This is a genomic window from Paenibacillus sp. TSM33, from assembly GCF_056099025.1.
Genome location: NZ_JBLZXB010000017.1, coordinates 295,795 through 308,056, shown reverse-complemented (window position 1 = coordinate 308,056; position 12,262 = coordinate 295,795). Strand labels below are relative to the sequence as shown.

Genomic DNA, 12,262 nt, shown 5'->3' with positions numbered 1-12,262 from the left:
GCCAAATAAATGAGAGAAAAGGAACGGAAGTATGAAAACATGGATATTTGCCGGTCTTTGTGACAAAAGCGATACCTTATTATACATCAGCAGCGTATTGGCAGCTTCTGGTCAACAGGTACTGCTTGTGGATGCTACACTGCGGGGACAGTATCGGTATAGCATAGGAATGCTCGATAAACCACTACCCATTACGCAGTTTTGTGGATTTGATGTGGCGATTGGATTTACAGCATGGGAAGATCTGCATATCGGTATGCTGGCTGATCAAAAGGCAGAACAGACTTACGACATTGTTATTTTGGATGTAGAGCTACCTGATTTTTGTTCAATTTCTGTTTGGAAAACGGCGGAACTGCGAGTTTGGGTCAGTGATTATAGCCACATGCTAATGTACAACGGACAGAATTGGCTTAAGTATTTGTTTGACCAACCTGGATTCCCCCAAGATCTTGTATTTCACAAGCTATTTATACAGGCAGTGGATTGCGGTGTGGAGCAGGCGTACTTATGGGAATACATGAACCGCTTCCCTGCCTTATGGCAGCAAGAACCGTATGTACTGCCATGGGATGAGGGGCAGCTTGCTCTAAAGCTGGAAAATGAGCATAAGAAACAGCTTCTGCTAAAACCTCTATCCAGAATATATAAGAGAGAATTGTGCCGTTGCATTGGAGAATGGATGAGTTGGGAGATAAAAGAGAGTCGTCGTGCGCTAAAGCGTGCGGAAAGGAGGAGAGCATGAGCACCATTTTGTTTTGGAGTCCCATTAAGGGAGCGAGTGGAAGTAGCTCATTAGCAGCAGCAATAGCAATTACCATAGGTAATTTATATAGAGGAAGACTACTATTGACTCATTTGGGCCGTAGGCATACCGGTATTGAATCAGGATTTCCTTTACAGGAGTACGGTATGGACGATCCAAGTCTACAGATTCAGGAAGGGGGCTGGGATGCTGTTTCACGTTTAGTTCTGAGAGGGACGCTGTCAAGAGAAAATATTCGTAACTATACGACACCTGTGCTAGAACACACACTGGATGTACTTGAGGGAACCTCCGGTTTTGGAGCTGCACCGCCGCTACTTTCCCCTGATCTTGTAAAAGTGGTAATTGATACAGCAAATCAATATTATGATTTAACGCTGATTGATGCAGGGAGTGGAGTAGGCTGGGGGGCTGTACAGCATGAAGCATGTGCACAAGCCAAACTGGCCGTTCTATCGCTCACTCAGAATATGCGTGAGTTGGACGCTTATTTTGAATCTGTATCTCCGTTATCCACATATTCGTCATTACCCTTAATAATTGTCCTTGGAAAATATGATGTGCATTCACAAGCGAATGAAGCGAATATCCGCAGGAGATATGGCTACAAAGGTACTTTGCATACAGTCCCTTATAGCACCGAATTTATGGACGCATGGAACCGCAGGGATGTGATTGGCCATGTGCAGCGCGAGGTGCGAAGTGGAAAAGAGCAGCAACGTAAGTTTTTTATGTCTGTAGGATGGGCGCAGAGCGTAAGGCAGATTAGCAAAGCTATTCTGGAGGCGGCAGAGTCCGATCTTCGGCTCAAGGCTTTGGAGAGGGGCGTTTAATGCTGTCTGCTCATGTGATCAACGGATTAATTGTTACCTGCATTGTGCTGTTGTGCATCGTACTGATTATTGTTAAATATCGAGGGAATCTTCACTCGCAATATTCAGCTCTTCGGGTAGAACCAAAGAACGAAGATGCCACATTCGAAACATTGATAGAGTATATCAAAAATGCGCTTCATGAACTAAGTCATAGCCAGATGGCGGACGCCGGATTACATGAAGAGGAATATAGACGGCGTATCCATCAAAGGGCAGAACTGCGAAGAGCGTTAAAAGACTGTGCCAATGGCAGCAGTGGAGATAAACGTTTTGTTAAAAATCTGATGAGTGAGCTTCTGATTAACGGTTACGGTTTGAACGAGAAAATCGCTGATACTGTTATGCCATTCTCCAGACCTGAGTTGTTTAGCACACAGGATCAATTCGAAATTATTTTTTACCAATATCAGCAGAAGTTTGGCGCGAATGCACTATCACGTTTACTGGATACTTACGACTTAGCCGAAATGAGGTATTCACAGCAAGATGAAGAGAACGGAAGCTATTTCGTAACGACAGAGGATATCCGCTATATCTATGACTGTGAATACCGTCCCCTTTCCTTTATGGAGAAAGTGGATATTATTGTGCAGCGAATTTATCAAAATTACAAAGGCTTTTCTGTCATTGATGATATTCGCGACCAGAGGATCGATGGTGTAAGTGGGGGCGTAAGTGGTATGCCGGAAGGGAGTATTTCTTCTTCACCACAGTGGCCTTCAGATAAGTATGTATTTGAACAAACCTCTGCGCCTACTACGAATGGATATAAGAGCGTATGGATTTTCTACAAAGGTAAAACTATCCATCTTTCATTCCTTTCCTTCGGATCGGAACGTGAGCTTAAAAGGGTATGTCAAAATATTTACAAATACAATTATCCGGGGCAGCTTTCTGAAGCGAATGGTTATAAGGTCAATGAAATGAAGGATGGATCACGGGTAGTAGTAGTGCGCCCGCCTTTCTCTGAATCTTGGGCTTTCTTTGTTCGTAAGTTTGATATTCAAAGTGCTTCGCTAGAACAGTTAATTAGGGGACAAAACGCTGATTTTCCAATCCAGCTACTATCATATCTAATGAAAGGCAGCCGGATTACTGCGATTACAGGCGCCCAGGGTTCAGGTAAGACAACATTGTTAATGGCGATGATCAAGCATATTTACGCTTCGTATACGCTTCGCGTTCAGGAAATGGCCTTTGAACTGCATCTACGTAGCATTTACAGTTGCCGTAATATTCTTACCTTTCGAGAAACAGATCATATCTCAGGACAACAAGGTCTTGACTTGCAGAAAAAAACAGATGGAACCGTTAATATTCTAGGCGAAGTAGCGAGTGATGAAGTGGCTGCTTGGATGATTCAAATGTCGCAGGTTGCTAGTTTGTTCACTATTTTTACTCACCATGCTAAAACATTTCGTGATCTTGTATTTTCACTTCGTAATTCACTGCTCAAAACAGGAGTATTTCAGCACGAAGGTATCGCTGAAGAACAGGTAGTGCAGGTCATTAATTTTGATGTACATCTCAAACGTGATGCGCAAGGGCGGCGTTATATCGAACGGATCACAGAATGTGTGCCACCTAATCCAGAGCATACGGATGTAGGTCCCAATGCTTCATCGAGCTATAGCTATCACCATGTTATGGAATATCGAAATGGAAGCTATATACCAATGAAGCCCTTAACAGCTAAAAGTGTAGAAGAAATGTGCGAGCAGATGAATGCAAAGGATGCTGCAGATTTCCGCAGTTTTTTGACCCGTTATTGGGAGGAAGACTATGAGTCTTAAAGAAATTTTATTGTGGGTTTTGCTTATATCAGGTGGGGGATTTGCAGTTCTATATATAGCTTTGTATTGGTTGCATAAACATAAGAACCATGCAGTTCGCAAAGGTAGAATTCATTCTGTACAGGAAGGGCGAAAGGGAAAAGCGGTATTTCAACGGGAATTGCAAACTCTAATGCACAAATTGTACACGTTATGTATGAGGGTTCCTATCACATCCGGATACATCACGAGTGTACGTAAGCGACTAGCTGGTCAGCATGCATACGATGAGTATAAGCTTCGTCTACAGACCATGAAGATGATACTGTTCATCTGGGGAGCTTTTGTTTGCAGCGGGGGTGTGCTGTTGATGATGAAACCAGGAATAGAGTTTGCTGTATTGGCCGTTTTATGCGGAGTGGTAATCAACAGCCTTATTATAGATGTGGCCACTAGCCAAATGGAAAAAAGGCTACTTACACAAATGATCGAATTGTTCGCCAGTGTACGTCATCGCTACCATCAGCACGGTATGGTGGAAGAAGCCATATCCGAAGCGGCCGATTTAGCAGAGGCAGAGGCTGGGAGACATGCACGACTCATCCATGAGGCGCTGACAGATGCTGATCCGCACGAGTCACTCGAAAGATATTATGAATCGGCTCCAAATCGGTTTCTAAAAGCCTTTGCTGGTATTTCGTATATGGTCATGGAGTTTGGTGATCGGATTGAGGATGGTGGTTCGATTTATTTGAAGGGGCTAAGCAGTCTTGCACGTGAAATCCAGTTGGAGTTGCTAAGGAGAAATAAACTAGACTATCTGCTAAAAAGTTTAAACGTGATTACACTGGCGCCCGTTTTCTTTACTACCCCAATCGAGAGATGGGCGAGATCCAGTTTTCCATCCATGGATGAGTTTTATCAGGGGAAATTGGGTTATATCTCGAAATTGACCGTTTACATTGTTATCATCCTATCCTACTTTTTGTTACAGAAACTGCAACAGTCCGACGAAACAGGATATCGTGCAGGTAAAGGGCGAAGGGTGTGGGAGCAGAAGTTATATCGTCTGCCCATTATTCGTAATATAGTGGATTCTCTAATTCCCCGGCAGCATATGTCATCTTATTTCCAGATAACCCGACTATTAAAGGAAAGTGGTGCGGAGGTAAAGCTCGAGTGGCTCTACATACGCAGAATTGCTCTTTTTATCTTAGGATTAATGCTTAGTATCAGTTCTATATTTGTTTTACATGTAGCTGAAAAAACGCATACCCTTCACGCACCAGTACAATCGGGTCAAATGTTTGGACGTTTAAGTCCGATCGAGGAAAAGGAAGCTTTGAAGCAGAGTGAGATTGACCGCAAAATCATGCAAACGCTGAACATGAAAGCAGACAGCACATACGAGCGAACGTACGCTGCTTTAGAGCATTATGCTAATGGCACAGCAACTTCAGAGCAGCTATCCCTGAATACCCATCGAATCCTCCAAAAGCTGAAAGATTGGAATGAAGAATATATCAAGTGGTGGGAAGTACTGATTAGTATGGTTGCTGGGTATGTAGCCTATCAACTGCCCATGCTTTTATTGTATTTGCAACGGAAAATGCGTCATTTGGACATGAAGCATGAGGTGTATCAGTTTCAAACGGTTATCTCCATTCTAAGGGTTATGGAACGAATGTCTGTCGAGGAAATATTGGAGTGGCTGAATAGATTTTCAGTTATCTTTAAAAGACCTCTGCAAAAATGTCTGCTTCATTATGAACATGGGCCAGAGGCAGCTCTCGATTTGTTGAAAGAAGAAGCACCTTTGCCGGAATTTCAACGTCTGGTGGACAAGCTCCATTTGTCTTTGGGTAAAATTACCATTAGGGAGGCATTTGATGATTTGGAATCCCATATGTCCTACTATTTTGAACAAAGAAAACAGGAGTATGAAAAAATAATAGACAGCAAAGCGATCTGGGGGAGGATGATTGGTTTTGCCCCAATGTATGGACTTATCTTTTTATATTTGGTAATTCCACTGATTGGAATGAGCTTTGTTCAAATGGATAGCTATTATGAGCAAATACAAAAAATTCAGTAAGTAAGTTCAATAATGCTTAACCAATATTACAAGTTGAGGAGAGAAAAAGATGAATAATGCATCAACGGCATTAAAGGTAGCTGCTGGGATTTTTTTGACCATCGCACTAATTACGATTGTAGTTATACTGTTTATCTCAGCTCAGGAAGCCACTAAAACGGCACAAAACAATTTCGCCGATATCCAGACCGAATTGTCTCAGGCCTCCTTTACGGTATACGACGGCACGACGATTAGCGGCTCCCAGGTAACCAATGCGCTGCGGAAATTTCAGGGAAAGGACCAGTTCGGTATTCAAATTAAAACTGGCAAAAACATGTCAGGACAGTGGTACGGAAATGCTCTGAACATTAGTCCAGATAGTGAGCAGTATGGCGCTGTGAATGGCGGCAGTGATAAGACAGGAAAAATCGCGAATACACTGAATGAAAAGGAGAATGAATATGTAAATCCAAGTGGTAAATTCAAGGCTGAAATCGTTAAAGACAAATCTAACGTGGTACGTGGGTTGTTGTTTACCCAGTCTTAAGTAGTACAGCAAGAATAATAGTCATAAGGGAGATGTGAGCATGTCTGATCACGCTTCAAGTATGCTGCGGCTTGGTGTGTCAGTTATTCTATTTGTAACCGCATGTGCAGCAGCAGCAAACTTGTCCAGTCAACTGGATAGCGCACTGGAATTAAGGTCGCAGCAGGAGGAGCAATCTGAGGGACGGATCTCCCGTACTATAGGGGTTGAGACGCCGCAACGGATTAAAGGGACTCAAGTCATTCAGACCATTCGCTTGAACTTGCAGGAGGGGATTTCGGTTCAAGTTGACGGTTCAGAGTACGATGTATATTCTGAACCGTTTGAGCCTGATGTATCTTCCTTGGATGCTTCCTCTATATATGCCATGTACCCACAGCGTAATGGGAATGGAGACATAACATCTGTACGTTTTGAGAAATTGGGGGAGGACTGAAGTGGTTCAAACAATATCTAAGCTGTTGGCGGCGCTGCTAGCTGTATTGCTTTTGTACATCGTACCCGCAGCTCAAGCTGCTGAACGGCAAGATGATATATCCGGGTTAAATACATATCATTCGACTATACATTTTGTTGACATGGTAAGAACCAAAGGTTACATTACACCGACGATGTATAACGATTTTATGCTTGATCTGGAGCTGACAGGTAATACGTACGAAGTTGAATTGGAGCATATGCACAAAAAATATGTGCCGAATTATGCAGATGCGGCAAAGCCAGACAGTTTCCTGGGCGATTATGAAGCTGTATACGATGGTTACTATAACCCGCAAATTTTACCTGTACTGTTTCCTGATAATCAGCAGCCCAAGTCGGAACAGGCACGTCGATATACCTTGATGGCCGGTGATTATTTTACAGTACGATTACATAATACGAATCGGACTCCTGCGGATTTGTACAAATCATGGCTTCTGGGTGGAACAGATAACGAAAAGCCGGCAGTTTCAGCTTCTTACGGAGGCATGGTTTTGAATGAAGATTACTGATTTTGCAGTTATATTTATCTTACTCTTTTTGCCCTTTGGTGTGGTTAGTGATTTACGAGTGCAGAATCAGCGTGAAGCCCAGCAGCTAGAAATGAAATATACGTCTGCTCTCCGTACCGCTGTTCAGGATGCAGGTGTTGTGCTCTCACAGAATGAACGCCAGGAACGCGAGGCCGGATATGGATCAGATAAATTTTTTCGTGTAGATAAAGGAAAAGCACTGGCCACGTTCTTGCACACTTTCTTCACTAATATGGGCATTGATGGAGATACAACAGCACAACGTGCGTTATTGGATTACATACCAGTCGTTGTAATTCTGGATTATGATGGTTATTATACGTTCGCTTCAGCAACCTACAAAGATACGTATGGACAAGCGGTCATAGACCCCAAGTGGAGCGAAAAAAAGCCTTATGCCTATGTTGATGCAGCAGGCAATAGTGTGGGATTCACCCTGGACAATTATCTGCACGCATATGATGCGCGGAATCACAGATGGGTGGAGGGTTTCCAAAGGGAGCTTGAGGGTCAGACCCCTATTTCGTTACTGAATGATCCCAAAACATTTGAGCAAATGCGTCGTTCTACCATAGTTCGTAGCGTTCAGGAGGACTTGGCTCGAATGATTAATATCCACAACGAAAAGGCATCACGTAACGGCATATCTTATACGTTCACCCTACCACTTATTCCACAAGAGGAGTGGTATAACACGGTAGATGATGTGGGGATGATCGCTTTTGTCCAAGGTATTCCAGTTGGAGACAGGTATTACAATAACTACGGGTTTGGTGGTGGCAGAGTCGTTAGAAAGCAACCTATTATCGGTGGCATAGAACCAGACACTGGAATGAAATATTTTTATAGAGATTCATGTCCAGCTCCCTTTAAAGCGATTGAACATTTTACAAATGAAAAATCTGCGGCAGCTGCGGGGTACTTCGAGTATCAACATTATAATGACTTGAAATAATCACCCTCCGGGGTGGTTTTTCTTTTTTAGAATAATCTATATGAAAAACCTTAAATTTCGCTGTTTTCAATATTCCGATAAGGTTGCTGGATGTGCTACAATAAAACTTTGAAAGAAACGAAATGTAATATGAAATAAGAACAGTCGGCAGTGCCGATGACAATAAGGAGCCAAAAACAGCTTATGAGTTTATTGACTGTAGAAAATGTATCCCACAACTTTGGAGATCGTGCATTATTTAAAAATGTTTCCTTTCGATTACTTGCGGGGGAACGTGTAGGATTGGTAGGAGCTAACGGTGTTGGTAAATCGACACTCATGAACATTCTGACTGGAAAATTGCTTAAAGATGAAGGCAAAGTGGAATGGACTCCACGTGTACGTTATGGCTATCTGGATCAGCACACCAAGCTGACGCCAGGTAAAACAGTACGTGATGTATTAAAAGACGCTTTTCTTCCTTTGTTGGAATTGGAAAAGGAAATGATGCAAATTACTGACAAAATGGGAGAGGCTTCTCCCGAAGAGTTGGAAGTCTTGCTGGAACAGATGGGAGAAATTCAAGAGCAACTGGATATGGGGGATTTTTACCTCATTGATGTGAAGGTTGAAGAAATGGCGAATGGATTAGGTCTCTCTGCCATCGGACTGGATCGGGATGTAGCAGCACTTAGTGGGGGGCAACGGACAAAGGTGCTTCTTGCTAAGTTGCTGTTGGAAAAGCCGAATGTACTGCTGCTGGATGAGCCTACCAACTATTTGGATGTAGAGCATATTGAATGGCTTACGCGATATTTGAAGGATTATCCCTATGCTTTTATCCTAATTTCACATGATACTGAATTTATGAACCAGGTTGTTAATGTCATCTACCATCTTGAATTTGCTAAGATGACCCGTTATTCAGCTAACTATGAAAAGTTTCTTGAAATGGCGGATCTGAACAAAGCCCAGCATATTGATGCATATGAGAAGCAGCAGGAATATATTAAGAAACAGGAAGATTTTATTCAGCGCAATAAAGCGCGCGCATCTACATCAGGCCGTGCAAAAAGCCGTGAAAAGCAGCTTGATCGGATCGAACGTATTGATAAGCCTGAAGAAGCCGCAAAGCCAACCTTTCAGTTCAAAGAAGCCCGTGCAAGCGGGAAAACGGTTTTTGAGGGGATTGATTTTGAAATTGGCTACACTCATGCCCTTTTGCCTAAAATGTCTATGACGATCGAACGTGGCGAAAAGATCGCAATTGTTGGCTGCAATGGTGTTGGTAAGTCTACGTTGCTCAAAACCATTCTTGGGAAAATACCTCCAATCAGCGGAAAAACCTATCAAGGGGATTTCTTGCAGCCTGCTTATTTTGAACAGGAAGTAAAGGCGGAGAAAATTACACCGATTGACGATGTATGGAATGAATTTCCGCATTTGAATCAGCATGAAGTACGAGCGCATTTGGCGCGCTGTGGTTTGAAGAATGAGCATATCACCCGGCCTTTGTCTGCGCTTAGTGGTGGAGAACAGGCTAAAGTCCGCCTTTGTAAACTGTTAATGCGTGAGAGCAACTGGGTACTGTTTGATGAGCCTACCAACCACTTGGATGTCAAAGCAAAGGATGAACTCAAACGCGCTTTGAAGGAATACAAAGGGACCGTATTACTTGTATCCCACGAACCGGACTTTTACGAGGACTGGGTAACCAAAACGTGGAATGTAGAAGAGTGGTCTAGTAAAGTTAACTAAAATCCAGTTCTGACAAATTTCACACGACGTGGGGTTTGCAGAATTAGGAAAATATGCTAAGCTATCTTTAGCTGATACAATAAAATAGTCACACTAGGGGAGCCGCCCATGCGGCTGAGACGGAATAAATGGATTTCGGACCCTTTGTACCTGATCTGGGTTATGCCAGCGTAGGGAAGTGAGTTCCGTACAAACAAGGTAGCAGCTCTTTACTTTTGTTTGCGCGGGGAACGATATACGTCTACGGATATAATGTCCGTTTGATTTCGAACGTTCGTCAAACCACTTCCTTTGGAAGTGGTTTTTTGCATTTCAATCATCTTCATTTGTTCGAGCTTCCGTAGACGATTTTACATACGATCTCCTTTCATTATTGCTGGCACATGTGGCTGCTCCGTATGATATTACCTAATATGGGGCTGTAACTATATAGGTTCAGCTTATCCGATTATTTTATAACACTAGTTCAATTTTTTAGTCCAAGAGAGGTGAAAATGAGATCGAATTACACGTAATTACGATGGAAAGTGTCTCCTGCGTGAATGTACCCCAAGTGGCTGCTGCTATTTGTCCTTGTATTCATTATGTACACGCACGTTTGAAACAGAAGGGTGCCTCTGCTTTGCTTTCTTTGACTCGTAGCATGATCGAGCAGGGAGTTCCTTTGCAGCAAATTGTAGTAAATGACCGTGTGGACATAGCTATGCTTACCTTTGTAGGAGCTGTCCAGCTACCAGCTAATGGGTTATCTGTGGTGGATGCAAAAAGTCTAATTCCGAAGGGTACACGATGTGGAGTGTCTGTACATTCCTTGGAGGAGGCGCAGACTGCTGAGCAGGCGGGAGCAGACTATGTACTATTTGGCCATGTATATAAGACCCATTGTAAGAGCGGTCTTGTACCGCGGGGTGTAGCACAGCTTGAACGCATTTGCAGATTGTCGGACATTCCGGTGATAGCGCTGGGAGGCATACAACCTCACCATGTTCCAGAGCTTTATCATGCCGGAGCAAGCGGAATTGCAGTGATGTCTGGTATATGGGAAGCAGAGTCACCCGTTGCAGCAGCGATGGAATATAGGCGAATGATAGATCTTGTAGTTCACGAATCTGTAGCAAGAAACAAGACTAAAGAAAGCGGAATACTCACTGGAGAGGAGACACGGAACAAATGCCAAAGACACATACAGAGACAAAAGCGATAGGACACGCTGAATGCTTGGTCATAGGCGGAGGTGTGATCGGCAGTTCCATTGCTTATCATGTGGCTAAGGAGGGAAGAAGTACGATCATGCTGGAACGATGGATCCCTGGTGAGGGAGCATCAGGAGCAGCGGTGGGAATGCTGGCAGCGGAAAGTGAAGAGTTCGCAGACCATGAGCTGGCACGATTTGCCCGTACAAGTCGAGATGCATTCCCTGACCTTATCTGTGATTTGGAACGTTTATCGGGTATTTCAGTGGAATTTCGAACAGAAGGCTTTGTGACCCCCTTTCGTTCGGAAGCTGAGGGCCAAAAACGCTGGAATGCTGCCAATATGCGAGAGGATGATTGTCCTGTTTGGTGGGATGCCAGGGAAGTGGCCCGGCGGATTCCCGGCTTGGCAGATCAAGTAATTGGGGCTATATACCGATCAAAGGAGACACAAGTGGCCCCTGTTCAGCTTAGTCGTGCTTATGCAGGGGCAGCTGCGGTACTGGGAGCAACAATATGGTCCGGAACTCAAGCTGAGGAACTGGTCATACAGGACGGTCGAGTTTGCGGTGTGCAAACAGATAGTGGATTTTTTTCCTGCGATCAGGTCGTGATTGCCGCAGGCTTGGACAGCTTGAAATTGCTAGAACAGATTGGATTTGATTATCCACTTTATCCGGTTAAGGGCGAAGCGGTAGCAGTCTCCTTGAAGGATCATCCGTTGGATTATACCATTTATGCCGACGATGTTTACCTTGTGCCTAAACAGAATAACGAGCTTTGGATTGGTGCGACGAGTCTTCCGCATCAATATGACAAAGAGGTGACCGTAGGAGGCTTAGAAGGACTCTTAGCACGTGCATCTGCCTGGTTGCCCCGTGTACAAGAAGCTTCTTTTATACGTGCTTGGGCAGGCTTACGTCCGCAGGCAACTGCAGAGCGTCCTTTCATTGGCCCTATTCCTGGAGTAGAGGGTGCCTATGCTGCAGTCGGGCATTATCGCAACGGTGTCCTGCTTAGTGATGCGACTGGACGAGCGATGGCAGCCATGCTTAAAGGGGCTGGTGCGGCTGCACTTGGAATAAGCAAATTTTCTTCTGAACTCCTCAAGGAGGAAAGCTTATGAAGCTGACCATTAACGGACAGAGCATGACCATTTCTAATCGAATTACTCGTGTGGATCAATTGCTGCATGAACTTGATTTAAAGGTGAAAACCGTAGTGGTAGAGCTGAATCGGCATATATTGACCCGTGAAGATCATCATGAAACGGTACTTAAGGATGGAGATTGCCTGGAAATTGTACATTTTGTAGGAGGCGGTTGAT

At 43.9% G+C, this 12,262-nt stretch carries 11 protein-coding genes, 1 pseudogene and 1 riboswitch; all 12 genes and pseudogenes read left to right on the top strand.

Features of this window, described 5'->3' with window-relative positions:
* Window positions 1–31 precede the first annotated feature (31 nt).
* The 12 genes and pseudogenes from ACN6NF_RS13240 (at window position 32) to thiS (ending at window position 12,261) form a co-directional block, all read left to right on the top strand.
* Window positions 32–745 (top strand): hypothetical protein, encoded by a 714-nt coding sequence (locus ACN6NF_RS13240; RefSeq protein WP_474318118.1) that lies wholly within the window; start codon window positions 32–34, stop codon window positions 743–745.
* Window positions 742–1,599: a hypothetical protein gene (locus ACN6NF_RS13235; protein WP_474318117.1), complete on the top strand. Its 858-nt coding sequence runs from the start codon at window positions 742–744 to the stop codon at window positions 1,597–1,599. The genes ACN6NF_RS13240 and ACN6NF_RS13235 overlap by 4 nt, the downstream gene beginning before the upstream one ends.
* Window positions 1,599–3,434 carry a pilus assembly protein CpaF gene (locus ACN6NF_RS13230; RefSeq protein ID WP_474318116.1) on the top strand — a complete coding sequence of 612 codons (1,836 nt, stop codon included), beginning with the start codon at window positions 1,599–1,601 and terminating at the stop codon, window positions 3,432–3,434. Before ACN6NF_RS13235 ends, ACN6NF_RS13230 begins: the two co-directional genes overlap by 1 nt.
* Window positions 3,424–5,508, top strand: a complete 2,085-nt coding sequence (locus tag ACN6NF_RS13225) for a hypothetical protein (RefSeq protein ID WP_474318115.1) — start codon at window positions 3,424–3,426, stop codon at window positions 5,506–5,508. Before ACN6NF_RS13230 ends, ACN6NF_RS13225 begins: the two co-directional genes overlap by 11 nt.
* Before the next feature lie 49 nt (window positions 5,509–5,557).
* Window positions 5,558–6,037: a hypothetical protein gene (locus ACN6NF_RS13220; protein ID WP_016821930.1), complete on the top strand. Its 480-nt coding sequence runs from the start codon at window positions 5,558–5,560 to the stop codon at window positions 6,035–6,037.
* Window positions 6,038–6,077: 40 nt separating this feature from the next.
* Window positions 6,078–6,473, top strand: coding sequence for a hypothetical protein (locus ACN6NF_RS13215; protein WP_474318114.1), 396 nt, complete (start codon window positions 6,078–6,080; stop codon window positions 6,471–6,473).
* 1 nt (window position 6,474) lies between these two features.
* Window positions 6,475–7,029: a hypothetical protein gene (locus tag ACN6NF_RS13210; RefSeq protein WP_474318113.1), complete on the top strand. Its 555-nt coding sequence runs from the start codon at window positions 6,475–6,477 to the stop codon at window positions 7,027–7,029.
* Window positions 7,016–8,005 (top strand): hypothetical protein, encoded by a 990-nt coding sequence (locus ACN6NF_RS13205; protein WP_474318112.1) that lies wholly within the window; start codon window positions 7,016–7,018, stop codon window positions 8,003–8,005. Before ACN6NF_RS13210 ends, ACN6NF_RS13205 begins: the two co-directional genes overlap by 14 nt.
* Before the next feature lie 183 nt (window positions 8,006–8,188).
* A complete protein-coding gene (locus ACN6NF_RS13200; protein ID WP_013371468.1) occupies window positions 8,189–9,742 on the top strand; it encodes an ABC-F family ATP-binding cassette domain-containing protein in 1,554 nt (517 codons plus the stop codon).
* Between the two features lie 85 nt (window positions 9,743–9,827).
* A riboswitch (TPP riboswitch) is annotated at window positions 9,828–9,936 on the top strand.
* Between the two features lie 326 nt (window positions 9,937–10,262).
* A pseudogene (locus tag ACN6NF_RS13195) lies at window positions 10,263–10,850 on the top strand (thiamine phosphate synthase); the annotation flags it as partial.
* A 62-nt stretch (window positions 10,851–10,912) separates the two neighbouring features.
* Window positions 10,913–12,061 carry a glycine oxidase ThiO gene (gene thiO, locus ACN6NF_RS13190; RefSeq protein WP_474318111.1) on the top strand — a complete coding sequence of 383 codons (1,149 nt, stop codon included), beginning with the start codon at window positions 10,913–10,915 and terminating at the stop codon, window positions 12,059–12,061.
* The gene (gene thiS / locus ACN6NF_RS13185; protein ID WP_013371465.1) at window positions 12,058–12,261 is read left to right on the top strand and encodes a sulfur carrier protein ThiS; all 204 of its coding nucleotides are present in this window, start codon (window positions 12,058–12,060) and stop codon (window positions 12,259–12,261) included. Before thiO ends, thiS begins: the two co-directional genes overlap by 4 nt.
* The last annotated feature ends 1 nt before the right edge of the window (window position 12,262 follow it).

Bases quoted from the DNA above. Each gene is read 5' to 3' on its own strand.
- ACN6NF_RS13225 (WP_474318115.1), top strand. From the start codon at position 3,424: ATGAGTCTTAAAGAAATTTTATTGTGGGTTTTGCTTATATCAGGTGGG.
- ACN6NF_RS13200 (WP_013371468.1), top strand. From the start codon at position 8,189: ATGAGTTTATTGACTGTAGAAAATGTATCCCACAACTTTGGAGATCGT.
- ACN6NF_RS13215 (WP_474318114.1), top strand. From the start codon at position 6,078: ATGTCTGATCACGCTTCAAGTATGCTGCGGCTTGGTGTGTCAGTTATT.
- ACN6NF_RS13235 (WP_474318117.1), top strand. From the start codon at position 742: ATGAGCACCATTTTGTTTTGGAGTCCCATTAAGGGAGCGAGTGGAAGT.
- thiO (WP_474318111.1), top strand. From the start codon at position 10,913: ATGCCAAAGACACATACAGAGACAAAAGCGATAGGACACGCTGAATGC.
- ACN6NF_RS13220 (WP_016821930.1), top strand. From the start codon at position 5,558: ATGAATAATGCATCAACGGCATTAAAGGTAGCTGCTGGGATTTTTTTG.
- ACN6NF_RS13240 (WP_474318118.1), top strand. From the start codon at position 32: ATGAAAACATGGATATTTGCCGGTCTTTGTGACAAAAGCGATACCTTA.
- ACN6NF_RS13230 (WP_474318116.1), top strand. From the start codon at position 1,599: ATGCTGTCTGCTCATGTGATCAACGGATTAATTGTTACCTGCATTGTG.
- thiS (WP_013371465.1), top strand. From the start codon at position 12,058: ATGAAGCTGACCATTAACGGACAGAGCATGACCATTTCTAATCGAATT.
- ACN6NF_RS13205 (WP_474318112.1), top strand. From the start codon at position 7,016: ATGAAGATTACTGATTTTGCAGTTATATTTATCTTACTCTTTTTGCCC.